General features: G+C 36.9%; 31 protein-coding genes. 23 read left to right on the top strand and 8 right to left on the bottom strand.

Features of this window, described 5'->3' with window-relative positions:
* The 20 genes from rpmF to HX004_RS01445 all read left to right on the top strand — a co-directional run bounded on the left by rpmF (window position 1) and on the right by HX004_RS01445 (window position 17,642).
* On the top strand, window positions 1-198 hold the full coding sequence (gene rpmF / locus HX004_RS01540; RefSeq protein ID WP_002989043.1) for a 50S ribosomal protein L32: 198 nt from the start codon (window positions 1-3) through the stop codon (window positions 196-198).
* 160 nt (window positions 199-358) lie between these two features.
* Window positions 359-1,354 carry a beta-ketoacyl-ACP synthase III gene (locus tag HX004_RS01535; RefSeq protein WP_286440560.1) on the top strand — a complete coding sequence of 332 codons (996 nt, stop codon included), beginning with the start codon at window positions 359-361 and terminating at the stop codon, window positions 1,352-1,354.
* A 35-nt stretch (window positions 1,355-1,389) separates the two neighbouring features.
* A complete protein-coding gene (gene accB, locus HX004_RS01530) occupies window positions 1,390-1,878 on the top strand; it encodes an acetyl-CoA carboxylase biotin carboxyl carrier protein (RefSeq protein ID WP_286440559.1) in 489 nt (162 codons plus the stop codon).
* Between the two features lie 66 nt (window positions 1,879-1,944).
* Entirely contained in the window at window positions 1,945-3,297 is a 1,353-nt protein-coding gene (gene accC, locus HX004_RS01525) for an acetyl-CoA carboxylase biotin carboxylase subunit (protein ID WP_286440558.1), read from the top strand.
* A 200-nt stretch (window positions 3,298-3,497) separates the two neighbouring features.
* A complete protein-coding gene (locus HX004_RS01520) occupies window positions 3,498-3,698 on the top strand; it encodes a cold-shock protein (RefSeq protein ID WP_182625872.1) in 201 nt (66 codons plus the stop codon).
* Between the two features lie 208 nt (window positions 3,699-3,906).
* Window positions 3,907-4,272: an NADH-quinone oxidoreductase subunit A gene (locus tag HX004_RS01515; RefSeq protein WP_158961832.1), complete on the top strand. Its 366-nt coding sequence runs from the start codon at window positions 3,907-3,909 to the stop codon at window positions 4,270-4,272.
* A gap of 12 nt (window positions 4,273-4,284) precedes the next feature.
* Window positions 4,285-4,839 carry an NADH-quinone oxidoreductase subunit B gene (locus HX004_RS01510; protein WP_060875509.1) on the top strand — a complete coding sequence of 185 codons (555 nt, stop codon included), beginning with the start codon at window positions 4,285-4,287 and terminating at the stop codon, window positions 4,837-4,839.
* Window positions 4,840-4,841: 2 nt separating this feature from the next.
* On the top strand, window positions 4,842-5,363 hold the full coding sequence (locus tag HX004_RS01505) for an NADH-quinone oxidoreductase subunit C (RefSeq protein WP_286440556.1): 522 nt from the start codon (window positions 4,842-4,844) through the stop codon (window positions 5,361-5,363).
* A 22-nt stretch (window positions 5,364-5,385) separates the two neighbouring features.
* Window positions 5,386-6,621: an NADH-quinone oxidoreductase subunit D gene (locus tag HX004_RS01500; protein ID WP_286440554.1), complete on the top strand. Its 1,236-nt coding sequence runs from the start codon at window positions 5,386-5,388 to the stop codon at window positions 6,619-6,621.
* A 3-nt stretch (window positions 6,622-6,624) separates the two neighbouring features.
* Window positions 6,625-7,155: an NADH-quinone oxidoreductase subunit NuoE family protein gene (locus HX004_RS01495; protein ID WP_182649547.1), complete on the top strand. Its 531-nt coding sequence runs from the start codon at window positions 6,625-6,627 to the stop codon at window positions 7,153-7,155.
* A 4-nt stretch (window positions 7,156-7,159) separates the two neighbouring features.
* Window positions 7,160-8,518 (top strand): NADH-quinone oxidoreductase subunit NuoF, encoded by a 1,359-nt coding sequence (nuoF, locus tag HX004_RS01490; RefSeq protein WP_286440553.1) that lies wholly within the window; start codon window positions 7,160-7,162, stop codon window positions 8,516-8,518.
* 34 nt (window positions 8,519-8,552) lie between these two features.
* Complete coding sequence (locus HX004_RS01485; protein ID WP_158961837.1) at window positions 8,553-9,578, top strand: NADH-quinone oxidoreductase subunit G; 1,026 nt, start codon at window positions 8,553-8,555, stop codon at window positions 9,576-9,578.
* A gap of 11 nt (window positions 9,579-9,589) precedes the next feature.
* Window positions 9,590-10,621 carry an NADH-quinone oxidoreductase subunit NuoH gene (gene nuoH / locus HX004_RS01480; protein ID WP_286440552.1) on the top strand — a complete coding sequence of 344 codons (1,032 nt, stop codon included), beginning with the start codon at window positions 9,590-9,592 and terminating at the stop codon, window positions 10,619-10,621.
* 6 nt (window positions 10,622-10,627) lie between these two features.
* Window positions 10,628-11,176, top strand: coding sequence for a NuoI/complex I 23 kDa subunit family protein (locus tag HX004_RS01475; RefSeq protein ID WP_002989009.1), 549 nt, complete (start codon window positions 10,628-10,630; stop codon window positions 11,174-11,176).
* 2 nt (window positions 11,177-11,178) lie between these two features.
* Window positions 11,179-11,694 (top strand): NADH-quinone oxidoreductase subunit J family protein, encoded by a 516-nt coding sequence (locus HX004_RS01470; protein ID WP_286440551.1) that lies wholly within the window; start codon window positions 11,179-11,181, stop codon window positions 11,692-11,694.
* Between the two features lie 2 nt (window positions 11,695-11,696).
* On the top strand, window positions 11,697-12,017 hold the full coding sequence (gene nuoK, locus HX004_RS01465) for an NADH-quinone oxidoreductase subunit NuoK (RefSeq protein ID WP_002989006.1): 321 nt from the start codon (window positions 11,697-11,699) through the stop codon (window positions 12,015-12,017).
* A gap of 6 nt (window positions 12,018-12,023) precedes the next feature.
* Window positions 12,024-13,910 carry an NADH-quinone oxidoreductase subunit L gene (gene nuoL, locus HX004_RS01460; protein WP_286440550.1) on the top strand — a complete coding sequence of 629 codons (1,887 nt, stop codon included), beginning with the start codon at window positions 12,024-12,026 and terminating at the stop codon, window positions 13,908-13,910.
* 9 nt (window positions 13,911-13,919) lie between these two features.
* Window positions 13,920-15,353, top strand: coding sequence for a complex I subunit 4 family protein (locus HX004_RS01455; RefSeq protein ID WP_286440549.1), 1,434 nt, complete (start codon window positions 13,920-13,922; stop codon window positions 15,351-15,353).
* A gap of 48 nt (window positions 15,354-15,401) precedes the next feature.
* A complete protein-coding gene (locus HX004_RS01450; RefSeq protein WP_286440547.1) occupies window positions 15,402-16,781 on the top strand; it encodes an NADH-quinone oxidoreductase subunit N in 1,380 nt (459 codons plus the stop codon).
* A 615-nt stretch (window positions 16,782-17,396) separates the two neighbouring features.
* Complete coding sequence (locus tag HX004_RS01445) at window positions 17,397-17,642, top strand: hypothetical protein (protein ID WP_286440546.1); 246 nt, start codon at window positions 17,397-17,399, stop codon at window positions 17,640-17,642.
* Window positions 17,643-17,709: 67 nt separating this feature from the next.
* Here the strand turns inward: HX004_RS01445 and HX004_RS01440 are convergent, their stop codons facing one another.
* The gene (locus HX004_RS01440) at window positions 17,710-18,336 is read right to left on the bottom strand and encodes a hypothetical protein (protein ID WP_286440545.1); all 627 of its coding nucleotides are present in this window, start codon (window positions 18,334-18,336) and stop codon (window positions 17,710-17,712) included.
* Between the two features lie 281 nt (window positions 18,337-18,617).
* Here HX004_RS01440 and HX004_RS01435 point away from each other — a divergent pair, with 281 nt between their 5' ends.
* The gene (locus HX004_RS01435; RefSeq protein ID WP_286440544.1) at window positions 18,618-18,863 is read left to right on the top strand and encodes a hypothetical protein; all 246 of its coding nucleotides are present in this window, start codon (window positions 18,618-18,620) and stop codon (window positions 18,861-18,863) included.
* Between the two features lie 90 nt (window positions 18,864-18,953).
* Here the strand turns inward: HX004_RS01435 and HX004_RS01430 are convergent, their stop codons facing one another.
* The 3 genes from HX004_RS01430 to HX004_RS01420 are packed head-to-tail and all read right to left on the bottom strand — an operon-like array spanning window position 18,954 to window position 20,162.
* Window positions 18,954-19,487, bottom strand: a complete 534-nt coding sequence (locus tag HX004_RS01430; RefSeq protein WP_286440543.1) for a hypothetical protein — start codon at window positions 19,485-19,487, stop codon at window positions 18,954-18,956.
* Window positions 19,488-19,495: 8 nt separating this feature from the next.
* Window positions 19,496-19,858: a DUF1493 family protein gene (locus HX004_RS01425; protein ID WP_286440542.1), complete on the bottom strand. Its 363-nt coding sequence runs from the start codon at window positions 19,856-19,858 to the stop codon at window positions 19,496-19,498.
* Between the two features lie 49 nt (window positions 19,859-19,907).
* Window positions 19,908-20,162 carry a hypothetical protein gene (locus tag HX004_RS01420; protein WP_286440541.1) on the bottom strand — a complete coding sequence of 85 codons (255 nt, stop codon included), beginning with the start codon at window positions 20,160-20,162 and terminating at the stop codon, window positions 19,908-19,910.
* 448 nt (window positions 20,163-20,610) lie between these two features.
* Between HX004_RS01420 and HX004_RS01415 the strand changes: the two genes are divergently transcribed.
* On the top strand, window positions 20,611-20,856 hold the full coding sequence (locus HX004_RS01415; RefSeq protein ID WP_286440540.1) for a hypothetical protein: 246 nt from the start codon (window positions 20,611-20,613) through the stop codon (window positions 20,854-20,856).
* 105 nt (window positions 20,857-20,961) lie between these two features.
* Here HX004_RS01415 and HX004_RS01410 read toward each other — a convergent pair whose 3' ends face one another.
* From HX004_RS01410 to HX004_RS01395, 4 genes are all read right to left on the bottom strand, one after another.
* The gene (locus tag HX004_RS01410; protein WP_286440539.1) at window positions 20,962-21,096 is read right to left on the bottom strand and encodes a FeoB-associated Cys-rich membrane protein; all 135 of its coding nucleotides are present in this window, start codon (window positions 21,094-21,096) and stop codon (window positions 20,962-20,964) included.
* Window positions 21,097-21,102: 6 nt separating this feature from the next.
* Entirely contained in the window at window positions 21,103-23,211 is a 2,109-nt protein-coding gene (gene feoB / locus HX004_RS01405; protein WP_286440538.1) for a ferrous iron transport protein B, read from the bottom strand.
* A gap of 18 nt (window positions 23,212-23,229) precedes the next feature.
* Complete coding sequence (locus tag HX004_RS01400; protein ID WP_199268636.1) at window positions 23,230-23,469, bottom strand: FeoA family protein; 240 nt, start codon at window positions 23,467-23,469, stop codon at window positions 23,230-23,232.
* A gap of 193 nt (window positions 23,470-23,662) precedes the next feature.
* Window positions 23,663-24,370, bottom strand: a complete 708-nt coding sequence (locus HX004_RS01395) for an SCO family protein (RefSeq protein WP_286440537.1) — start codon at window positions 24,368-24,370, stop codon at window positions 23,663-23,665.
* 239 nt (window positions 24,371-24,609) lie between these two features.
* On the opposite strand from HX004_RS01395, the gene HX004_RS01390 reads away from it, so the two are divergent.
* Window positions 24,610-26,676, top strand: a complete 2,067-nt coding sequence (locus HX004_RS01390; protein WP_286440536.1) for a M13 family metallopeptidase — start codon at window positions 24,610-24,612, stop codon at window positions 26,674-26,676.
* Window positions 26,677-26,866 lie beyond the last annotated feature (190 nt).

The following is a 26,866-nucleotide window of genomic DNA, read 5'->3' as shown; positions in this document are numbered from 1 at the left end:
ATGGCACATCCTAAGAGAAAGACCTCGAAAACAAGAAGAGATAAAAGAAGAACGCACTACAAAGCTGTAGCTCCAACTATCGCTACTTGTCCTGTTACTGGTGAAGCTCACTTATTCCACAGAGCTTACTGGCACGAAGGAAAACTTTACTACAGAGGACAAGTTGTAATAGACAAAACAACAGCAGTAGAAGCATAAGCTTTTCAAAACACAATAAACTCTCACAATGTGTGAGAGTTTTTTTTTGCCGAAATTTACTGAGAGAGCGAGTTTTAAGACTTAAAAAGGCTCTAGTTCGTTTTTTTTTCGTAATTTTCGCTTCTTTTTGGAATGTTTTTATAAAGTAAAGCAACACCATATGACAAAAATACATGCAGCCATTACTGCTGTTGGTTGTTATTTGCCTGAGACAAAGTTAACCAACGCGGATTTAGAAAAAATGGTTGAAACTAACGACGAGTGGATAACCTCTCGAACAGGAATTAAAGAACGTCGCATTCTTAAAGAACCTGGACAAGGCGCTTCGTATATGGCTATTAAAGCTGCGGAGAACTTAATACAAAAATCAGGAGTAGATCCAAAAGAGATAGACTTAGTTCTATTATCAACTGCTACCCCAGATATGCCTGTAGCCATCACAGGAGTTTATGTAGCCTCTCAAATTGGCGCTACCAATGCTTTTGCTTTTGACTTACAAGCCGCTTGTTCGAGCTTCTTATATGGAATGTCTGTTGCTTCTGCTTATATCGAATCTGGTAAGTACAAAAAAGTACTGCTAATCGGAGCAGATAAAATGTCTTCTATTATTGACTACACCGATCGTGCAACCTGCATCATTTTTGGAGATGCTGCTGGAGCCGTTTTATTTGAACCCAATACAGATGGTTACGGCGTTATAGATGAATATCTACGAAGCGACGGAATCGGAAGAGAATACTTAAAAATTGACGCTGGTGGGTCTATTCTACCTGCAAGCGCCGAAACAGTTGCCAACAGACAACACTATGTTTTCCAAGATGGAAAAACTGTTTTCAAATATGCCGTATCTAACATGGCTGATGTGAGTGAAAAAATCATGCAACGCAACAATTTAACACATACAGATGTAAATTGGTTGGCTGCACATCAAGCAAACAAACGCATTATCGATGCTACTGCTCACCGCATGGGAGTAGATGATTCTAAAGTTCTAATGAACATCGAGCGATACGGAAATACAACCTCTGCTACTTTACCCTTATTATTATGCGATTACGAAAGCCAATTGAAGAAAGGTGATAATATTATCTTTGCTACCTTTGGTGGAGGATTCACGTGGGGATCTATATATTTAAAGTGGGCTTACAATAGTTAATTAATTTAGGAAAAACAACTAACCAATACAGTAGTATGGACATTAAAGAAATTCAAAACCTAATCAAATTCGTAGCGAAATCAGGAGCTACAGAAGTAAAATTAGAAATGGATGATTTTAAAATCACCATCAAAACGACAGAAACAGGAAGCACTGAAACAACGTATATCCAACAAGTTCCAGTAGCACAATCAATGCCACAAGCGCCAGTAGCACAATCTGCTGCAGCACCTGTTGCAACGGAAGCTCCAGCGGCGGCGGCTCCTGCAGGAGACGATGCAAAATACATCACTGTAAAATCTCCAATCATCGGAACATTCTACAGAAAACCAGCACCAGACAAAGCTCCTTTCGCAGAAGTAGGAACAGTAATCAAACCTGGAGATGTAGTTTGTGTTATTGAGGCAATGAAGTTATTCAACGAAATTGAATCTGAAGTATCAGGTAAAATCGTAAAAATCTTAGTTGACGATTCGTCACCTGTTGAGTTTGATCAACCTTTATTCTTAGTTGACCCATCTTAAGAAATTAAACAACCCTTCTTTGCTTGCGAAGAAGAAAAGTACAATTAGAATTTAAAATTTCAGAAGATGTTTAAAAAAATATTAGTAGCTAATAGAGGTGAAATTGCTTTACGCATCATTAGAACGTGTAAAGAAATGGGAATTAAAACTGTAGCGGTATATTCCACTGCAGATGCAGACAGTCTTCACGTACGCTTCGCTGACGAGGCTGTGTGTATTGGACCTGCTCCCTCAAACCTATCGTATTTAAAAATTTCCAACATTATCGCTGCAGCTGAAATCACAAATGCGGATGCGATTCACCCTGGATATGGTTTCTTAGCTGAAAATGCGAAGTTTTCTAAAATCTGTCAGGAGCACGGTGTTAAATTTATCGGTGCTTCTCCTGAGATGATTGAAAAAATGGGAGACAAAGCGACAGCGAAAGAAACAATGAAGTTAGCTGGAGTACCAACAGTTCCAGGTTCTGATGGGTTATTAGAGTCATTAGAACACGCCAAAAAAACAGCCAAAGAAATTGGTTACCCTGTCATGATGAAAGCAACTGCTGGAGGTGGTGGTAAAGGGATGCGTGAAATCTTCAAAGAAGAAGAAATCGAAAGAGCTTGGGAAAGTGCACGTCAAGAGGCAGCTGCTGCTTTTGGAAACGACGGTATGTACATGGAGAAACTAATTGTTGATCCACGTCACATCGAAATCCAAGTAGTAGGAGATTCTTATGGAAAAGCATGTCACTTATCTGAAAGAGACTGTTCCATCCAAAGACGTCACCAAAAACTTACGGAAGAAACACCTTCTCCATTCATGACTGATGAATTGAGAGACAGAATGGGATTAGCGGCTGTAAAAGCAGCTGAATTCATCAAATACGAAGGAGCGGGAACGATTGAGTTCTTAGTGGACAAAGATCGCAACTTCTACTTCATGGAAATGAATACGCGTATCCAAGTAGAACACCCAATCACAGAACAAGTAATTGATTACGATTTAATTCGCGAACAAATCTTAGTGGCTGCTGGTGTGCCAATCTCGGGTAAAAACTATACCCCTAAATTACACTCTATCGAGTGTCGTATCAACGCTGAAGATCCATTCAACGACTTCAGACCTTCTCCAGGAAGAATTACTACGTTGCATGCGCCAGGAGGACATGGAGTTCGTTTAGATACTCACGTGTATTCTGGATACTCTATTCCGCCAAACTACGATTCAATGATTGCCAAGTTGATCACAACTGCTCAAACAAGAGAAGAAGCAATCAACAAAATGAAACGTGCGTTAGATGAGTTTGTAATCGAAGGTATCAAAACAACGATTCCTTTCCACAGACAATTGATGGATGATCCAAACTACAGAGCAGGTAATTATACCACTGCTTTCATGGAATCATTCCACATGAAACCATTAGAAGAAGAATAATTGAATCATATCAAATAAAGGGAACTGTTCAGTTCCCTTTATTTTTTTTGCCAAAATTCATCCTTTTATAACATCGAAAAGCCGATGAATCATCAAAAAAAAGCAAAGCACAATAATTTTTTGTAAAAAATTTAAATTCAACCCCATTAGACACTAAAAAAACTATATATTTGGTGTTCTAATATTTTTATTTTTTTAAAATGCACACAGGCGTAATTAAATTCTTCAACGAAGACAAAGGATTTGGTTTCATTACTAATGAAGCTACTAAACAAGACATCTTTGTTCACATCACTGGTTTAAAAACAAAGAATGTAGAACAAGGTAACCGCGTTTCTTACGAAGAGGAACAAGGAAAAAAAGGGCTTATTGCCACTAATGTACAAGTGATAGAAGATTAAGAAAATATATATAATTTTCCGTTACAGTAAAGCTATCTAACTCGCGTTAGGTAGCTTTTTTTTATTCTATCAACCACTATTTATAATTAATCTAAATACATATTGAGGTTTATTAAAGAATTAGGACAAGACCAAGAGTTCCAAAGCTTTGTAAAGCCAATCTAGGGCTCTATATTTGTATGTTGTATCTAATATAAAACTTGTACTTATGCAATCAAGTCAACTCGATTTTATACCAATTTTAATGCAAATCGCACTAGCTGCGGGATTTGTATCCATGACAATATGGGTTTCAGGGAAACTAGGACCTAGAAAAAAATCAAAAATCAAAGACAGTACTTGGGAATGTGGAATCGAATCGCTAGGAAACGCGCGTATTCCTTTTAACGTAAAGTATTTCTTAGTTGCGATTCTCTTTGTTTTATTTGATGTAGAAGTAGTATTCCTTTATCCTTGGGCGATGAACTTTCAAGAATTGGGATGGGACGGATTAGCTAAAATGGGAATTTTCTTATTCTTGTTATTAGTAGGACTATTATATGAATTTAAAAAGAAGGGTCTCGAATGGGATTAAAATACTAGGAAGATGAGCGATAAAAAATATAAAACAGTAGAGGCTCCTGAAGGTTATGTGGGAGAAGGCTTTTTTGCTACAAAATTGAGTGAAGTTGTTGGTTTGGCTCGTTCAAACTCGATGTGGCCCTTGCCTTTCGCAACGTCTTGTTGTGGAATTGAGTTTATGGCTACCATGGCAGCAACGTATGATATTGCGCGTTTTGGATCAGAGCGTATGAGTTTCTCTCCAAGACAAGCAGACATGTTGATGGTGATGGGTACAATTTCGAAGAAAATGGCTCCGATTTTACGCCAAGTATACGAACAAATGGCTGAACCTAAATGGGTAATCGCTGTGGGTGCTTGTGCTTCTTCTGGAGGTATTTTTGATACTTATTCAGTATTACAAGGAATTGACAAAGTAATTCCAGTAGACGTTTACGTTCCTGGATGTCCTCCAAGACCCGAGCAGATTCTGGATGGCGTGATGAGATTGCATGAGATCGTTAAAGCAGAATCAGTTTATAGACGTGGTACAAAAGAATATGACGAATTATTAAAATCGTATAATATAGAAAGTAAATAGTTATGGCATTAGATAATCAAACCATTCAAACGGCTTTAATCGACCAATTTGGTTTGTCGGTTAAAGAATTTCACGAACAACACCAAATGCTTGTTTTTGAAGTTGCACCTGATGCACTTCACGTAGTTGTTCAGTTTTTGAAAGAAAATGACCAAATGAATTTCAACTTTCTAACGGATGTTTGTGGGGTACACTACCCTGATTCTGAAGAAGACCGCCAATTTGCAGTAGTATACCATATGCACAATTGGATGGACAACGTGAGAATCCGCTTCAAAGCGTATTTAAACGGTAAAAATCCAGTAGTTGATTCTGTTGTTGACTTATTTAAATCAGCCAACTGGCAGGAAAGAGAAACCTACGATTTCTACGGAATTAAATTCAAAAATCATCCTCAATTGAAACGTATTTTAAACATGGATGAAATGGAATCTTTCCCGCTGCGCAAAGAATTTCCAATGGAAGATGAAGGAAGAACAGATAAAGACGATCGATTCTTTGGTAGAACGATTCACAATTGTTAATAACTGATTAAGAGTCAAGAGTATGTCAGATTTATTATTACCACCGGAACAACGATACGCCAAGCTGATCGAGGAAAAGTTTAACGAAGATGGTACCGAGTTACAAATCTTAAACTTAGGTCCTACGCACCCAGCGACGCATGGTATCTTTCAAAATATTATCTTATTAGATGGTGAAAAGGTTTTAGATGGAGAAGGAACTGTGGGATACATCCACCGCGCCTTTGAAAAGATTGCCGAAAACCGTCCTTTCTACCAAATCAACGTATTAACGGATCGCTTGAACTATTGTTCTTCTCCTATTAACAATACGGCTTGGTGGATGACTGTAGAAAAAGCTTTGGGTATTGAAATTCCTAAACGCGTACAATATATGCGCGTGATTATCATGGAATTAGCTCGTATTGCAGACCACATTATTTGTAGTTCTGTTATGGGGGTGGATACAGGAGCTTTAACAGGATTCTTATACGTATTTCAATACAGAGAAAAAATATACGAAATCTACGAAGAAATCTCAGGTGCGCGTTTAACGACAAACATGGGGCGTATTGGTGGTTTCGAAAGAGAATGGAGTCCAGCAGTATTCCAAAAAATTGAAGAGTTTTTAGCTGAATTCCCTGCTATCTGGAGCGAATTTGAAGGTTTATTGACAAGAAATAGAATTTTCATGGATCGTACCGTAGGTGTAGGTGGAATTTCTGCTGAAGAGGCGATTAACTTCGGATTTACAGGTCCAAACTTACGCGCGGCTGGTGTAGACTACGACGTTCGTGTTGCTACGCCTTATTGTTCGTATGAAGATTTCGATTTCGAAATTCCTGTGGGAACAGCTGGTGATTGTTACGACCGTTTCTGCGTGCGCAATGCAGAAGTTTGGGAAAGTATGAAAATCATTCGTCAAGCATTAGATAAAATGCCAGAAGGCCCTTACCACGCAGATGTACCTGAATACTATCTTCCTCCAAAAGAAGATGTATACACGAATATGGAAGCTTTAATTTATCACTTCAAAATTGTAATGGGTGAAGTTCCTGTTCCTGTAACTGAATTATACCACTGTGTAGAAGGTGGTAATGGTGAGCTAGGATTTTACTTGATTACAGATGGAAGTAGAACTCCTTATAGATTGCACTTCAGAAGACCTTGTTTTATCATTTACCAAGCGTACAATGACATCGTAAAAGGAGGTATGTTATCAGATGCGATTATTACCTTATCAAGTTTAAACATCATTGCAGGAGAATTAGACGCTTAAATCATGGAAACGAAGAAATACAAACAAAATATAAATATCACGCCTGAGCTTCAACAACGCATTGACGAATTGTTGAGCCACTACCCTGCTGATAAGAAAAAATCAGCACTTTTACCTGTTTTACACGCCGCACAAGATGCACACGACAACTGGTTAAGCGTAGAATTAATGGATAAAGTGGCGGAGATATTAGGCATTACATCTATCGAAGTATACGAGGTAGTAACATTTTACACGATGTACAACCAAAAACCAATGGGTACGTATATGTTCGAATTCTGTTTAACTTCATGCTGTGGCATCCGTGGAGCAGACGATATGATGGAATATGCTTGTGAAAAATTAGGTATTAAACCAGGAGAAACAACACCTGATGGGTTATTTTCAGTGGTAGGTGTTCAGTGTTTAGGCGCTTGTGGATATGCACCCATGATGCAGTTGGGCGACTTCTACAAAGAGCATTTAACACGCGAAAAAATCGACCAAATCATTGAGGATTGTAAAGCAGGAAAAGTAATTCTTCACGACAAATAGTAATATGGCGACAAAAATATTATTAGACAAAATCAATATCCCTGGGATAAAATCATATGAGGTATACCGTGAAAATGGCGGTTATGCATCAGTGGAAAAGGCATTGAAAACAATGGCTCCAGATGATATTACAGAACAGGTAAAAGCATCAGGACTACGAGGTCGTGGAGGTGCAGGTTTCCCTGTGGGTTTAAAATGGAGTTTCATCGACAAAAAATCGGGCAAACCAAGACATTTAGTATGTAATGCCGATGAGTCTGAACCAGGAACATTCAAAGATAGATACTTAATGGAATACATCCCTCACTTATTGATTGAGGGAATGATTACGGCTAGTTATGCTTTAGGTGCAAACTTGTCGTATATCTACATCCGTGGAGAATATATGTGGGTATTCAAAACCCTAGAAAGAGCCATCAAAGAAGCGTATGCTGCGGGATGGTTAGGAAAGAATATCTTAGGAACGGATTACTCGTTAGATTTACACGTGCACTGTGGTGCGGGAGCATATATCTGTGGTGAGGAAACAGCATTGATTGAATCTTTAGAAGGAAAAAGAGGAAACCCTCGTATCAAACCACCTTTCCCAGCGGTAAGTGGTTTATGGGGAAATCCAACCGTAGTAAACAACGTCGAATCGATTGCTAATATTCCGTGGATTGTAAATAATTCAGGAGATGAATATGCTAAAATCGGTTTAGGTCGCTCAACTGGAACCAAGTTAATATCAGCTTCTGGACATATTAGAAAACCAGGCGTTTACGAAATCGAATTGGGAATTACCGTAGAGGAATTTATCAATTCTGATGAATACTGTGGTGGTATGATGGACGACAGACCCATCAAGGCTTTAATTCCTGGAGGATCATCTGTGCCAATCTTACCTGCACATTTAATTTACAAAACAGCCAATGGTGAAGATCGTTTAATGACTTACGAATCGTTATCTGACGGAGGTTTTGAAACAGGATCGATGTTGGGTTCTGGAGGTTTCATCGTATACAACGATACCGCTTGTATCGTAAGAAACACGTGGAACTTCGCTCGTTTCTATGCACATGAAAGCTGTGGACAATGTTCACCTTGTCGAGAAGGAACGGGATGGATGGAGAAAGTATTACACCGCATTGAAACTGGACATGGAACTATGGATGATATTGATTTGTTGTGGAACATTCAAAGCAATATTGAAGGTAATACAATTTGTCCTTTAGGAGATGCCGCTGCTTGGCCAGTTGCCGCTGCTATTAGACATTTTAGAGACGAGTTTGAATATCACGTTTTATTCCCTGAGAAAGTAAAAGACAGAAATCACTATGTCAACGAACCTTTTTCGAGCGTAAAACACCTGATTAATAAATAATTCACGCTAATTTTTTAGCTAAAAAGCACAATTTATGAAAGTTACTATAGACGGACATGAAATAGAAGTAGAACCAGGAACATCCATTCTACAAGCAGCAAGAATGATTGGTGGGGAATCTGTTCCTCCAGCGATGTGCTATTACTCAAAACTAGAGGGAACAGGAGGAAAATGTAGAGCTTGTTTAGTAGAAGTTTCTAAAGGAAGCGAAGCAGATCCACGTCCGATGCCTAAATTAATGGCTTCTTGTAAAACAGGAGTTATGGATGGTATGGAAGTAAAAAGCATCTCTTCACCACGAGTTTTAGAAGCGAGAAAATCAGTAACGGAATTTCTTCTTATTAATCACCCTTTAGATTGTCCTGTTTGCGATCAAGCTGGGGAATGTGATTTGCAAAACTTAGCCTTCCAACACGGAAAAGAACAAAAGAGATACCAGGAAGAAAAGAGAACCTTCGAGCCTGAAAATATAGGAGATAATATTCAATTACACATGAATCGTTGTATTCTGTGCTACCGTTGTGTAAAAACAGCTGAGCAATTAACAGACGAGCGCGTACATGGAGTATGTGGTCGTGGGGAACACGCTCAAATCTCAACTTATATTTCTGCGGCAATTGAGAATGAATTCTCTGGAAACATGATTGACGTATGTCCAGTAGGAGCATTAACCGATAAAACCTTCCGTTTTAAATCGCGTGTTTGGTTCAATAAGCCTTATAATGCACACCGCAACTGTCCGACTTGTTCTGGTAAAACGACCGTATGGATGTTTGGAGACGAAATTCAACGTGTAACGGCTCGCAAAGACGAATTCCACGAAGTAGAAGAATTCATTTGTAACTCTTGTCGCTTTGACCACAAAGAAACAAGTGATTGGGTGATTGAAGGGCCGCGTAAATTCGAGAAATTCTCTGTAATCAACCAAAACAACTACACGAAAAAATTAGATCATGTAGTGATAAAAACAGAAAAACACATTTTAGAAGGACGCGAGCAAGATCACAAAAAGATCAGTATGAAAGCGATTCCTTTTACAAACGATGAATCTAAAGAATAAAACGGTAGAACATGGATAAAGCTATTATTATAGATAAAGCAATTATTATTGTAGTTGTATTCGCAATTACAATGCTTATGGCGATGTATGCTACGTTAGCAGAACGAAAAATTGCGGCGTGGATACAAGATCGTTTAGGTCCAAACCGTGCAGGTAAAGGAGGTATGCTTCAGCCTTTAGCCGATGGTTTAAAACTATTCGCTAAAGAAGAGTATGAACCCACAACACCTAACCGATTCTTATTCAAATTTGGTCCTTTCTTAGCGATGACCTTAGCACTTATGACAAGTGCAGTATTGCCTTGGGGAGATAAATTTGTGTTGTTTGGAAGAGAAATTATCTTACAAGCTGCAGATATTAACGTGGGGTTATTGTATATCCTAGCGGTATTATCTGTTGGGGTTTATGGAATTATGATTGGAGCTTGGGCTTCGAATAACAAATACTCTTTAATGAGTGGTATTCGCGCTGCTTCACAAATGATTTCTTACGAAATTGCAATGGGTCTTTCCCTTATCTCTTTGTTGTTGTTAACACAAAGTATGAGCATGAGAGAAATCGCTTTGCAACAAAGTGGAATGAACTGGAATGTATTTTATCAACCCATCGGGTTTTTAATTTTCTTGATTTGTTCTTTCGCTGAAACCAATAGAGCACCTTTCGACTTAGCAGAATGTGAGCAAGAGTTAATTGGTGGATTCCACACCGAATATTCTTCGATGAAAATGGGATTCTATTTGTTCGCTGAATACTCGAACTTATTTATTTCTTCAGCGATTATTTCGGTTTTATACTTTGGAGCGTTCAACTATCCAGGTATGGCTTGGGCTGTTGAAAATTGGGGAGTAAATATTGCTAACGTATTGGGTATTTTCGCCCTATTCATCAAAATCTTTTTCTTCATCTTTGTTTATATGTGGGTACGTTGGACCTTACCGCGTTTCCGTTATGACCAATTGATGAACTTAGGATGGAAAACCTTAATCCCATTGGCATTATTGAACTTAATCGTTACAGCAGTTGTAATCTTACTATTAAACTAATTAAACATGTCATCAACTAATACATATTCTTTATCAGGAAGAAAAAAGATGGTTTCGAACAAGAAACTAACTTGGAGTGAGCGCATCTATTTAGTTGCGATTTTCAAAGGAATGATGGTTACCTTAAAACACATGTTTAAGAAAAAGGTGACAATTTCTTATCCGGAGCAAACTCGTCCATTTAGCCCTGTTTACCGCGGTAGACATACCTTAATGCGCGACGACGAAGGAAGAGAGCGCTGTACCGCTTGTGGTTTATGTGCTTTATCTTGTCCTGCAGAGGCGATCACCATGAAAGCGGCTGAACGCAAACCAGAAGAGAAACATTTATACCGCGAGGAAAAGTATGCTGAAATCTACGAAATCAATATGCTGCGTTGTATCTTCTGTGGTTTATGTGAGGAATCTTGCCCTAAACAAGCAATTTACCTAACTAAATCAGGAGAAATTACCAAAGCAGACATCACTCGTGAAAACTTTATCTACGGAAAAGATAAATTGGTTATGCCTTTAGAGGCAGCTATTGCTAATACGAACAAACAGAATCAAGCGTAATTATGATAGAAATTTTATTTTACATCCTTTCGACCATTACACTCGGAAGTGCAGCGTTAACGTTGTTGAGTAAAAACCCTATTCACAGCGCTTTGTGGTTGGTTGTCAGTTTCTTCTCAATAGCAGGTCATTATATCCTATTAAACTCCCAGTTTTTAGGAATGATCCACATTATGGTTTACTCTGGAGCAATTATGATTTTAATGTTATTTACTATCATGTTAATGAACTTAAATATCAGCCACGAAGTATCCAAACCTTTAGTGTCTAAAGTGGTAGCAACCATTGCCTTCTGTTTAGTAGGGCTATTGTTGTTATCGATCACTTTAAGAGGAAATCAAGCGTATGAACTACAATATGCTAACCACGGACAAGACTTCCAGTCAGTTCACGTGTTAGGAAAAGTATTATTGAATGAATACGTTGTTCCATTTGAAATGGTTGCAGTATTATTATTACTAGCGATGATTGGAGCCGTATTGATTTCTAAAAAAGATAAATCTGAAAAAGCAGTATAAGTATGGAAAATGTAATTGAAATCATCGGTATTGATAAATACATCTACTTATCAATTTTATTATTCTGCATCGGAGTATTTGGAATATTATATAGACGAAACGCAATTGTCATGTTTATGTGTATTGAGATTATGTTGAACTCAGCGAATATGTTATTAGTCGCTTTTTCAACCTATCACCAAGATGCACAAGGACAAGTTTTTGTTTTCTTTACCATGGCCGTTGCCGCAGCAGAAGTTGCTGTTGGATTAGCGATTCTAGTATCGATCTACAGAAATATCGGCGCAATTGATATTGATAAATTAAAGAACTTAAAAGGATAATTCCTTATGGATACAAACGTAATTTTACTTTTATTATTAGTCCCATTACTTGGGTCTTTGGTCAATGTTTTCTTCGGAAAAAAATTAGGTAATGGTTCAGGAATTATTGCAACGGTAGCCGTTTTAATTTCTTTTATCATCTCATTACTTGCTTTTATTCAAGTAAACAATTCCAAACAACCAATTGAAATTGAACTATTCGAATGGATGGCTTTAGCTAACTTCAACGTTACTTTTGGCTTTTTACTCGATCAACTTTCACTCTTGTGGTTGTTATTCGTAACAGGTATCGGAACGCTGATTCACTGGTACTCGACGAACTATATGAAAAATGACGAAAACTACGCTAAGTTTTTCGCTTATTTGAATCTATTCATCTTCTTTATGATTGTATTAGTTACAGGAAGTAACTTGTTAATTACTTTCATCGGATGGGAAGGTGTAGGATTGTGTTCGTATTTATTAATCGGATTTTGGCATAAAAACCAGTCGTATAACGACGCCGCTAAAAAAGCTTTCATCATGAACCGAATTGGGGATTTAGGCTTTTTAGTTGGGGTATTTATCTTGGCTTTCTTATTCCAATCACTCGATTATATGACGATTAAAGAAGCATTGATGAATGGTACAAACCACCAAATCAACATGTGGATCGGATGGGCAGCCTTAGCTTTATTCATTGGAGCTGTAGGAAAAAGTGCACAGATTCCATTGTATACGTGGTTACCTGATGCGATGGCAGGACCAACACCTGTTTCTGCGTTAATTCACGCAGCGACCATGGTAACTGCAGGTATCTTCTTAATCACAAGATTAAACTTTGTTTTTGACTTAGCTCCACATATCCAAAACATCATTGCCATTGTTGGTGCATGTACATCATTATTTGCTGCAACAATTGGATTGGTGCAAACGGATATCAAAAAAGTATTGGCCTATTCAACCGTATCTCAATTGGGATTAATGTTTATGGCTGTAGGTTTCGGTGCTTATGAAATCGCTGTTTTCCACGTAGTAACACACGCTTTCTTCAAAGCTTGTTTATTCTTAGGATCAGGATCAGTAATCCACGCCATGGGTGGAGAACAAGACATGCGTAATATGGGTGGTTTAAAGAAATTTATGCCTGCTACTTATGCAACTTTCCTTTTAGCTACTATCGCTATTTCAGGGTTCCCTCCTTTCTCAGGATTCTTTTCAAAAGACGAAATCTTATTAACAGCTTTCAGTCACAATCCAGTATTATACGTAATCGGATCTATCGCGTCTATCCTAACGGCTTTCTATATGTTTAGATTGTTGTACTTGACGTTCTTCAAGAATTTCAGAGGAACACAAGAACAAAAGAATCACGTACACGAAAGTCCAGCAGCTATCACTGTACCTTTGTGGATCTTGGGTATTTTATCTGTTGTAGGTGGAGTTATTAGCTTGCCTGGAAATAGCTGGTTAAATAGCTACTTAGAACCAATCATCGTCAACAGTGCAAATGCACATCCACACGTTTTAGGAACAACAGAATACATCTTAATGGCGGTTGCTGTTATTGGAGCGTGTATTGGTTTATTTATTGCGTATAGCAAATACATTAAAAAAGGAGAACTTCCTCCTGCAGATGAACAAATGACAGGATTCCACAAGGTTTTATACAACAAATACTACATTGACGAAATTTATACGAAAGTGATTGTAAAACCAATCTATACCCTTTCTGTATTCTTTAGAGATGTTGTAGAAGTAATCTTGTCTGAAACCATTTATGGATTAGGAAAAATAGCAGATGGATTATCCTTACAAGGGAAAAAAGCGCAAAACGGAAATATCGGCTTGTACTTATTTGCCTTTGTATTCGGAATCTGTTTGATGTTGTATTATTTATTCATTGCAAGATAATTTAGAGAGATGAACGTAACTATATTATTATTAACGTTATTAGTTGGAGCATTTGCTACGTTTTTAGCAAATAAAACACTTGCCCCTAAAATTGCTTTGCTATTCGGGTTAGTCGCATTTGTAGAAACAATTGCCATCATTTGCCAACACAATTCAGGAGTAAATGCCGGTTTTACCACGCAATGGATCATGAATCCCAACATTCACATTGCCTTAAAAGCGGATGGATTAGCTTTAGCCCTTGTTTTATTAACAACGATGCTAACACCCCTAATCATTTTGTCCTCTTTTGGAAATCACATTGAAAAATCAAATCTATTCTACGGTCTAGTAATGTTCATGGCATTTGCTATGACAGGAACATTCTTAGCTGCAGACGGTTTCTTATACTATATTTTCTGGGAATTATCCTTAATTCCAATCTACTTCATTGCTTTACTATGGGGGAATGATACCTTCGAAGCACGTAAAAAAGCGATTTTCAAATTCTTTATTTACACCTTCGCAGGATCTTTATTCATGTTGGTTGGGTTTATTTACCTCTACCAAAAAGCAGGTAGCTTCTTATTAGCAGATTTATACAACGTAAGCTTAACAAGTCAAGAGCAATACTGGATTTTCCTTGCGTTCTTCTTAGCTTATGCAATCAAAATTCCTATTTTCCCTTTCCATACGTGGCAGGCATCAACCTATGAAAAAGCACCAACAGTTGGAACCATGCTTTTATCTGGGATTATGTTGAAAATGGGATTGTACTCTATCATCCGTTGGCAATTGCCAATCACTTCATCAGCGGCAAAAGACTTAATGCCTACGATTTTAGTGTTGTGTATCATCGGAGTAGTATACGGATCAATTGTTGCGTTAAAACAAGTGAACATCAAGCGTTTCTTCGCTTATTCATCTTTAGCACACGTTGGTTTAATTGCTGCTGGAGCTTATACGTTAACTTTAGATGGTTTATTAGGAGCCGTATATCAAATGTTAGCTCACGGTTTTGTCATTGTAGGTTTATTCTACGTAGCTGAAATTATGTACAATCGATTCGAAACAAGAACAATCAGTGAAATGGGAGGAATTCGCCAACAAGCACCTCAATTCGCTTCGCTATTCATGATCTTGCTATTTGCTTCAATTGGATTACCTGGAACATTCAGTTTCATCGGTGAATTCAGCTTGCTATTCGGTCTATCGCAAATCAATATCTGGTACGCGATCATCGGAGGAACAAGTATTATTTTCGGTGCCTTCTATATGTTGCGCATGTTCCAAAGATCAATGTTAGGTGAAACGAATGCCAAAGTATTTACAGACGTAACCTTAAACGAAAAAATTGTATTAGGTGTATTAGTCATCACGGTTATTTTCCTTGGTGTTTACCCTAAACCAATTACCGATTTAATTACGCCAAGTTTGGTTGAAATCGTATCCTATATTAAATAACAATTGAGATTCAGCTTATTCTGAAACCATCATTCCAAAATATAAAAGATGAATACATTAATAGCAGTTGGAGTATTAGCGGTTATCGTTCTACTAGCAGAGATCATTAATTTGAGAAAATTAATCATCCCGCTAACGATTGTAGGACTACTGGGAATTCTGGGTTACACGCTTTGCAATATTGACGTAGTGGAAGCTCATTACAACAATATGATCGTGACTACTAAATTTTCTAGTGCCTTTTCTTCTTTATTTATTGCATTGACAATCTTGTTAGTTGCCTTGAGTAAAGATTTTTATCAAACGCAATTTTCTAAAATATCAGACTATATTTCCTTGAAATTATTCTTACTTATGGGGGCTATCTCCATGGTAAGCTTCGGAAATATGGCGATGTTTTTCGTGGGATTAGAAATCCTTTCTATTACCCTATACATTCTTTGTGGATCTGATCGTACGAATATTAAGAGTAACGAATCAGCCATGAAATATTTCTTGCTGGGATCTTTCGCTTCTGGTGTAGTTCTTTTCGGAATTGCCTTAGTATACGGAGCAACAGGATCTTTTGACTTGGCTCAAATTGCCAAGTTAACAACAACAAATGCAATGCCGATTTGGTATGCCTTGGGTGTAACCATGGTAATCATCGGTATGTTGTTCAAAATCGCAGCTGTACCTTTCCACTTCTGGGCACCAGATGTATACCAAGGAGCGCCAAACTTAACAACGGCTATGATGAGTACGTTGGTAAAAGTAACGGCAGTAGCTACGTTGTATAAAGTATCGATTAACTTATTACACCAAATGCCTTCACACTATACAACCGCTATCGTTGTGATTGCAATCTTAACCATGACGGTTGGTAATATCATGGCGTTGCGCCAAGATAATATGAAGCGTCTATTGGCTTATTCGGGTATTTCACATGCTGGTTTTATGATGATGGCGTTAACTGCTTTAGGTAGTGCAACTCCAAACTTATTCTACTACGCAACTTCGTATGCCTTTGCTGGTATTGCTGCTTTTACCGTATTAACGATTGTAACCAAAGGAAAAGATAACGAACACCTAGATAACTTCAAAGGATTAGGCAAATCTAACCCCCTTTTAGCCGTTATCTTATCCGTTGCCTTATTGTCTATGGGAGGTATTCCAATCTTCGCTGGTTTCTTCGGAAAATTCTTCTTATTCACAGAAGCAGTGAAAAACGGATTCATCACTTTAGTGATATTCGGGGTAATCAACTCTTTCATCAGTATTTACTACTACTTAAAAATCATCATCTTGATGTTTGCTAAGCAAGAGGAAGAAACACAAACACCAGCTATTCAAGTGCCAATGGCCTATACAATTGTCGGTTTAATCGCTGTTGCTGCCGTTGTAGTATTCGGTTTATGTCCTTCACTTGTTTTAGGACTCTTCAACTAAGAACAAATAAATAACAATTCAATAAATTACGAAAGACCAAGTATTCTTCTGAATGCTTGGTTTTTTTTTTTTTGGTTATTAGTTAGCGAAATTTGTGCTTTGTGAGGTTTGCTCTTTGTGAGGTTTGCTCTTTGTGAGGTTTGCTCTTTGTGAAGTTTGTGCTTTGTGAAGTTTGTGCTTTGTGAGGTTTGCTCTTTGTGAGGTTTGCTCTTTGTGAAGTTTGCTCTTTGTGCGGTTTATCTCACCTACTTTATATTTATTTTGGTGTTCGATGAATCTTCACTACGTTTCGATTTTCGCTACGCTACGATTTGCCCTTTGTGATGAACATCCCTCATCAACTCCCCCCCTCACCCTCTCACCCTCTCAACTTCATAAACAATTCAAACAACAATCAAAAATCTCATTCAAAAAACAAATAAAACACAGATTTTCAACCACTTATATTCATTCTTATAATAAAAATATGTTATTTTAGTGCCTCTAACATTAACTTTTTAACTTACTATTTTCATGTTATTCGTTGGTACACTTGTGATATTTAATACAATCACCCGTCCATTTAAGTACAATAACCAAACGATTAGAGAACATGAAGGACTTAATTCACATATTATGAGTACAAAACCCCTACACCGCATTCTTTCGGAAAATGATTTACACAATCTATCCCTATTACAACAATTATATAACCACAATCCAAATTTTGCTTCTTATGCCAAAAGCATTACCGCTCTTTTTTACTATTATATGCACCATTGCACACAACAAAATGACGATTTTTCACTCAATACCGATGACGTACATGGTGTGCTTGAATTGGTCAATACTCTTCAAAACTTAAAACAACCTACAAACTAAAATTTTTCATGATTCATTGCCTTACAACGTAAAAAGCAGCAATAAACCCAAGTCTATTGCTGCTTTTTTATTTTTTTGAAATATATTTAATCACATTCGATTGTATGACCCCTTTGTACGGAACATAATTGTTCTTCTGAAGCATGTCTATAGTATTATAATCAACATTAGAATTTATCCAACCTTCATCCATAACGTAAGACATACTAAACAAATAACTATCTTTCTTAGCCGTGTCAACAACATATTCTTTTGAATCCGAATACTTGGAATTTCCCCCTTTTTTTAAAACAAAAAGATAAGAGAAAAACATACTTCTTCCTTTTTCCAATAAGATAAGTGAATTAGGTGAATCTATTTTAGACATTGCATTTAATACTTCATCATCACAACTAGATCTATTCGTTATAACAACTGTATATCTTTCACCAATCGTCTCTTCTTGAAAATGTTCACCCATCCTTCTTCCTTTAAAAAAAGCATGATAGGATAAGAAGTTCTTTTCTTGATTCTCAACAATTGTATCTAATGCAAGCCAAATATTTTGATTTGAATGGTTCACTAATTTCACTTGTAATAGCGTGCTATCGCGAACCTCCATTTGTTGAATTTCAAAATACACATCAGCCTTTTTACTCTGGGCCATCCCGAGTGCAAAAACAAATAAAAAAAATAGGGTTAGAATCTTCTGCATCAATTTCTATTTAATGTCTAAACTACACCTATTACTTAAAAAAAAGAAATTAAACCTTAAAATCTCGTTCAAAATTCAAATAACCCGCTAAAAAACAACAACTTACACACTCATAAATAGGCTAAAAAAGTTACCTTTAGTATTCCTAAAGCAATAACATTAAACTTCTAAAATATTTCTCCGTAGGGCAAGGTGGCACATTTGGAAACGACTGCAATGCTGTTATTGGCATAGGACACCTAAACCTTACGGTTTTTACACCATTCTTAAACAATAACAGTATGAGCACAAAACCTCAACCCTGCATGCTATCCAAAAACGATAGCCACAACTTAGCGCTATTGCAAGAGCTGTATGACGTCAACCCTAATTTTGCCTCTTATGCGCAAAGTATCAATGCCCTCTTTTACTACTACGTTCAACATTGTACAGAAAACGCGGATGAATTCTTTCTGAACTCCTCAGAAGTACATCAGGTATTAGAAATTGTTCATACGCTACAAAAGCTAAAGAAACCTAAAAACTAATTTTCCCCATGGCACATTACCTTACAACGTAAAAAGCAGCAATAAACCCAAGTCTATTGCTGCTTTTTTATCATCTTTCATTTGAGAATCTCAACGTTCTGTTTTCATTTGCTCCCAATACTTCATGGTTGATTCATAACACTCAAGGCTTCTCAACGTATTGTGTCGCTGTTTTTCTCGAAACAAGGTTCGCAATGAATCAATATATTGGTCTAAGTCTTTGCTTTCATAAAAATCAAAAGCTCGCCTAAACGTCATATGTGCTTTTAAATTTTTATCGTCCAAAGGCATATAGGGTCCATATTCCTTCTTTAACCATTTATCTCTTATCCGGTTGTAGTTTTCATCTATATACGAAGGATGATCCTCAGAATAAAAATCAACCATTAAACAGACATCATAAATCAATTCCATACTTGATATATCTAATAAGGAATCATACGGAATCTTAAACTGTTCTTTCTCTTTCTTTAATGCTCTTTCGTATAAATCCATAAAAGCATATTGCCGATGGATTGCCAACAAACCTTCTATTTTTTGATTAATGAGCTCTTGTTCTCTTTTTACAGTTGTTGAACAACTGATGAGAAACAGGCATCCGAAAATAAAAATTACTTTTTTCATATCAAACATCAGTTACAAACGGGTTCAAACCATTTTTTCTTTTCTGCAACAGCGATTAAGTGATTTACTGTTAATGGTTTTAATACCACATCATCATAAGGCAGTCTTTTGTAAATCAATTTATAAATACTCCACATTCCTATAAAGTCATACCAACGATAATCAATAAACAAAAAATACTCGTCAATAACAAAACTACTTAAATCTACACCGAATTTTTCTGCATATTCTTCCATAATCCATATAGCATCCTCACTTACTATTGAAAACAATTTTGGATCAGCTATATTAGAATTCAAGTCTTTGAACTTTTTCCCTATATAATCATAAAGAAAATCGCATACTTCCTTTGTTAGATCATCTCTCATCATTTATCACTATAATAAAAATATCCGTTACCATCAAAGCCATACTACAGACCTACTTTACATTAATGATTTTATCAACTATAGCAAGTAATTCTCTTTTATGGATTTCATTGTTAGGTTCATAACCCACTTCCAATTTATTCACTAAAATGTTTTCCAGATAACTTATCAGATTTTCTTTATTATCTATATTTTTAATTATTCCAGGAATATAGGTCTGATACTCATCTTCTGCAATCTGATGATCCCCAATCGCTAATGGATCCCACTCTGATAAAATTTGATTAATTGCACTTTGTTTTTTCATAAAACACTTTTTTGAAGGTTATCAAAGTTCGTCTATCGATTGCTTCATATCCTTTTCTACCAAACTCTCTTTTCAAAGCTACAAGTATAAAATCAGCTAAGCAACAAATACAATATTGTTTATCAGAAGTATAGACTCTAAAAATCAGCAAACCATACTACACTTAATTTCACAAGTCATTGAACAACTTAAAACTAAAAGATTAACAAAACAAATCCAAACCTAAAATCTCGTTCAAAAATCAAATAACAAACTAAAAAACAACAAGTTACAAACCAATAAATAGGCTAAAAAAGTTACCTTTAGTATTCCTAAATATTAACTCTATGACATTTGAACAAGATTCTACCCATGTGGTAGGGTGACGGAATTGGAAACAACCGTAACGCTGTTAATAGCGTAGGACACCTACTCCATATGGGTTTTAATATTCCTATTTATTAACAGTATGAGCACAAAACCTCAACCCTGCATGCTATCCAAAAACGATAGCCACAACTTAGCACTACTGCAAGAGTTGTATGACCTCAACCCCAATTTTGCCTCTTATGCACAAAGCATCAACGCACTCTTTTACTACTACGTTCAACATTGTACAGAACATGCAGATGAATTCTTTTTGGATTCCTCCGAAGTACATCAGGTATTAGAAATTGTCCATACGCTACAAAAACTAAAGAAACCTAAAAACTAATTTTCCCCATGGCACATTACCTTACAACGTAAAAAGCAGCAATAAACCCAAGTCTATTGCTGCTTTTTTATTTTTTTATGAGGCTAACCTCAAGCTATATATTCCCTACGAACATCCACAGTTTCCGCTCCCACAAGAGCCACCTCCTTTTTTGTTGTTCTTTTTACCCAAGCTCTTTTTGATAAAGTAACCAATGGCAAAAAGTAACAAGGCGTAAACGATAATTTCTTGATAATCCATAGCGCTTTACTTTAAGAGTTGATAGGCTATTAACGCTGCCACATAAGCAAAAACCGTCATAAATACCAATTGGTAAATGGTCCATTTCCACGATTTTGTTTCTCTTCGTACAATCGCTACTGTAGCGGTACACTGCATGGCGAAAGCATAGAAGAACATCAGAGAGACTCCACTAGCTAAGGTAAATACCTTTTCTCCCGTATCGGGCCAAACCTCAGCGGCCATTTTTTGTTTGATACGTCCATCTTCGTCATTTTCATCTCCTGATCCTACATTGTAAATCGTTCCCAGAACCCCCACAAAAATCTCACGTCCTACAAAAGAAGACAATACGGCGATTCCCACTTTCCAATCATAACCCAACGGCTTGATTACAGGTTCAATGGATTTACCTAATATTCCGATATACGAATTTTCTAAGCGGTAACTTGCTACATATTCACTCATCTCTTCTTCAGATACCTCTTGTCCTTGGTGAATTTGTGCCATGTGCTCTTCTGCATTTTCAAACTTATCTCCAGGACCATGTGCCCCTAAAAACCAAATGATAATCGATAAGACGAAGATGATCTTTCCGGCTCCTACAACGAAAGCTTTGGTCTTTTCGTACATATTCGCCACAACATTTTTGATAATTGGCGTGCGGTAATTTGGCATTTCAATTACAAAATACGATTTGCGTTCGCTCTTGATGTATTTACTCAAGGCCCAAGACGACACTAAAGCCGCTAAGAATCCGATGAAGTAAAACAACGTCAAGGTCAATCCTTGCAAGCTTAAGAAACCAAATAAACGCGTTTCTGGAATAACTAAGGCAATGATAATAATATACACTGGAATACGAGCAGAACAAGTCGTAAACGGCGTAACTAAGATCGTAATCAATCGCTCTTTGGGATTCTCAATATTACGTGCAGACATAATCGCTGGAATTGCACACGCATTACCTGAGATTAAGGGCACTACTGATTTTCCACTCAATCCAAAGGGACGCATTAATTTGTCCATCAGGAAAACCACGCGACTCATATAACCTGTTTCTTCCAATATGGAAATAAACATAAATAGAATGGCAATCTGCGGAATAAACGGCATCACCCCTCCAATACCGGGTACAATACCATCGGCAATCAAATCCGTCAGTTTACCTGGTTCCATTACTTCGTGTACCCAAGATCCCAAATTAGAGAATTGCTCATCAATCCAATCCATTGGGATACTCGACCATTCGAAAATCGCTTGGAACACCAACATCATGATTCCGAAGAAAATCAAATATCCATACACTTTATGTGTTAAGATACGATCTACTTTGGTGCGGAATCCAGTTGCTTTAGAGGTATCTCTCGTATACGTTTCTTTCAGTGTATCATTGATAAACTGATAGCGCTTGATGGTTTTTTTATGTTGTAATTTTTTAATCTCGCTGTCAGACAGATGAATCCCTTTGGCTTCAATGTCTTTCTTTCCAATATTGCCAATGCTAATATCTTGCGAATAAATCATCCACAACTTAAAAACAGAAAGATTAGAAAACGTCAAGGCTAATTTTCCAAAGAACTCCGGATCCACATCCGTTGCATTTAAACAAGGTTCAATGGAGTAATTTTTATAATCTACTACCGCTTGTTTTAATTCTTGAATGCCCAATTTTTTCTTGGCACTCATCAAAACAATCTTGGTATTTAGTTTCTTTTCTAAGGCAGCGACTTGAATGCTAATTCCTTTTTCATCCAGATGATCCGCCATATTAATAGCTAAAACCGTCGGGAAGCCCAATTCTTTTACTTGGGTGAACAGCAATAAATTTCGCTTTAAGTTTTCGATTTCGGCTACAACAACAGCCACATCTGGATAGTCTTCATTGGTAGAATCAAACAACAAATCCAAAACAATGCGTTCATCTTCTGAACTGGCATTGATACTATAAGTACCAGGTAAATCGATGATTGTAGCGGTTACCTCATCATTTAACTTTGTTGTACCTGATTTTTTATCTACGGTAATACCAGGATAGTTACCGATTTTGTGATTTAAACCCGTTAAGGCATTGAAAACAGAGGTTTTACCTACGTTAGGATTACCTATTAGGGCAACTTTAATATCTTTTTTCATCAATTGGTTCTGCTAATCTTACTTCAAATGGCCTTCTAGGCTCACTACAATTTCTCTTGCCAATTCCTTGCGAATCGATAGATGTGTATCATTGATACAGAAATAAATAGGATCTCCTAATGGAGCTACTTCCAACAGCTCAACAGCATTGCCTGGTAAACATCCCATTTCTAATAATTTTAAAGGAACTTTATGCATGTCAAAATCAGCAATCACGCCCTTTTCATTTCTTTTCAATAAGTCTAATGTTGTATTCACCTTATTTAGATTTAATTCACATTGCAAAAGTAAGGAATAAAAAAAGAATTCGAACACTATTTTGGGATTAATTAGTCCAAATACTACTAAATCAACACCTTGGATTTACTTATTTTTCAAGGCTTTTTGGGCAGACAACAAAAAAGCCAGGCAAAAAATCGACCTGGCTTTTTTTATAAATATCGTTTACTTTTTACTTGGATTTTTTCTCGTGTTCGTACAACCATTGGATGTCTTCCCACAACTCTTCCATATTTTTATTTTCTGGATCCTTCGTATTCAAATTCGTACCGTCATAAAACCCTCGAATTCTTCCTTCGCTATCCACCAAAATAAAGTTTTCTGTGTGTACCATATCGTACATTTCGTCTGGTGATCCTGTCTTTACTGCTAAATAAGAATTCCTTGCCATAAAGTAGATATCGCGTTTATCTCCCGTTACTAAATTCCAAACCGCGTCATCTACTCCTCTTTTTAAGGCATATTCCTTTAAAACAGGTACACTATCTATATCAGGCGTTACCGTATGTGACAACAATTTCACTCCAGGTACAGCTTTAATCTTTTCTTGCAACCACTCCATATTATCTCCCATAATCGGGCAAATCGTAGGACAGGTAGTAAAGAAGAAATCCGCTACATATATATGTCCTTCATAATCTTTGTTGGTAATGGTATCTCCATTTTGATTGATGAATGTAAAAGGTGCAATGCGGTGTTTTTGTTTATTTGCCTCGTGTTGAATTAAACTATCCACCATTTCGGGGTTCACCATGGAAGGAGTATACACGGGCAGACTCTTTCTGTATTTCAATGCATTGTAAAACAAAACGAGAATTCCACAACTCATCAAAAAGAAAAATAGAAAGAAATATCTATAGCGTTTAAAAAATTGAAACATGATTTTGGAGTTTCCTACAAACTTACAAATTCCAACCTATAAATACGTTAAAGGGAGCTTAAAACCATCACATTCAAAATGCAACTATTCCTTCACTCATTATTTATTAAAAGCAGTAAATCAAGAGAAAAAAGAAGATTTATTCCCAAAAATTCAATTTATAGACTCAAATAGAAATTACTCGAAAGATATTTTCTATTTTTGTTTAAACTAGAATTAAAGTAAAAACTGAAATAAAAATGAAAAAAAGAGTATTATTAACCTCTGGTCTAGCTCTAGCTTCATTAGTTGCCTGTAAAGATGGCAAAAAAACTGAAGAAGTTGCTGATCAAGAAAATCACGGAATTAACTTAGAGTACATGGACCTAAGTGTAAATCCTGGTGATGACTTTTTCCGTTTTGTAAACGGTACGTGGTATGATAACACAGAAATTCCGAACGACAGAACGCGTTGGGGAAGTTTTGATGAGTTGAGACAAAACACAGATAAAGACGCTTTAGCTATTTTAAAAGAAGCTGCTGAGGCTCATAATCTAGATGCTAAGTCGGATCAAGCGAAAGCGGTTGCTTTGTTTGAATCATACTTAGACAATGCTACGCGTAACAGTGTAGGTGTGACTCCATTAAAACCATACTTGGATCAAATCAACGCGATTCAAAATCCAGCTGACGTTACTAAATTGATTAACGATTTAGCAGATGAAGGTGGTTTAGGTTTTTACTCTTCGTATGTATATGCGGACATGAAAAACTCAAATGAAAATACCATTTATTTGGGAACTGGTTCTTTGGGATTACCTGATCGCGATTACTATGTATTGCAAGATGCAGACATGAAAGAAAAACGCGAGCAATACGTAGCACACGTAGCACGTATGTTAGAGATGGCTGGTGAATCAAAAGAAGAAGCAACAGCAGATTCAAAACGCGTATTGGCTATCGAAACAAAAATGGCTGAACCTCGTTTAACAAGAGTAGAGCGTCGTGATAGCCGTTTAACTTACAACCCAATGACGATTGCTGAGTTACAAAAAATTGCTCCAGTAGTAGATTGGAATGCATATTTTGCTGCTACAGGATTGAAAAACATCGACAAAGTTGTTGTGGATCAACCAAAATACATGAAAGCATTAAACGACATTTTATCCGCTAAAAACATCGGTGATGTAAAAGCCTATTTAAAATGGACGTTAGTAAACGGTTATGCTAGTACTTTATCTACAGAGATGGAAACAGCAAACTGGGAGTTCTATTCTAAAACATTAGAAGGAGCGAAAGAACAAAGACCAGCTGAAGAAAGAGCACTTGCTGTAGTAAACAATACTATTGGAGAAGCTTTAGGTCAATTATACGTGGCGAAAAAATTCCCTGCTGAAGCAAAAGCAAAAGCACAAGCGATGATCAAAAACGTATTAACAGCATTCGGTGAGCGCATCAAAAACTTACCTTGGATGGCGGAAGAAACTAAAAAAGGAGCTTTAGAAAAATTAGCGACTACTACCGTTAAAATTGGTTACCCTGACAAATGGGAAGATTATTCTAAAATGGATATCAAATCTCCTGCAAATAAAGGAAACTACTTCGAAAACATGAGAAATGCTTCGAAATGGGAAGTAGCGAAAAACAGAGAGGACTACGGTAAACCAGTAGATAAATCTCGTTGGGGAATGTCTCCGCAAACAGTAAATGCGTATTTCAATCCATTATACAACGAAATCGTATTCCCTGCGGCTATCTTACAACCTCCATTCTACGATTATAAAGCAGATGAGGCGATCAACTACGGAGGTATCGGTGCGGTTATCGGACACGAAATTTCTCATAGTTTTGACGATTCTGGAGCTCGTTATGACAAAAATGGTAACTTAAACAACTGGTGGACAGATGCTGACTTAGAGCGTTTCACTACTTTAGGTGATAAATTAGCGTCTCAATACAGTGCTTTAGAGCCACTTCCAGGTGTTTTTGTAGATGGTAAATTTACATTAGGTGAAAACATTGGAGATTTAGGTGGTGTTAACGCGGCTTACGACGGATTGAAAATCTACTTAAAAGAGAACGGTGATCCAGGATTAATCGACGGATATACACCAGAACAGCGTTTCTTTATCTCTTGGGGTACAATCTGGAGAACAAAAGCACGTGATGAGGCTGTTAAGAATCAAGTAAAAACAGATCCACACGCACCAGGTTATTATAGAGCCTTTGTTCCTTTGCAAAATGTTGATGCTTTCTACGAAGCATTTGATATTAAAGAAACAAATAAGCTTTACATCAAACCAGAAGATCGAGTGAAAATTTGGTAATATAAAAAAGGGGAATTTCGAAAAGAAATTCCCCTTTTTTTTGGAGAGAAGTGAAGGGAAAAGGGAAAGGAGGGGAATTTCTCAGATTAAAGATTAGTATCATTAAAAAGTATTTCACCTTTCTGTCTGTATGTTGACGAGAAAAGCGAAACGATTTTTACACTACCGTATAATTGGAGCGCGAAATGCG

The sequence above is a fragment of the Myroides sp. 1354 genome, assembly GCF_030324495.1.
Classification (GTDB): domain Bacteria; phylum Bacteroidota; class Bacteroidia; order Flavobacteriales; family Flavobacteriaceae; genus Flavobacterium.
The sequence above is the reverse complement of the archived record's forward strand: the minus strand, read 5'-3'. Positions and strand labels throughout refer to the sequence as shown.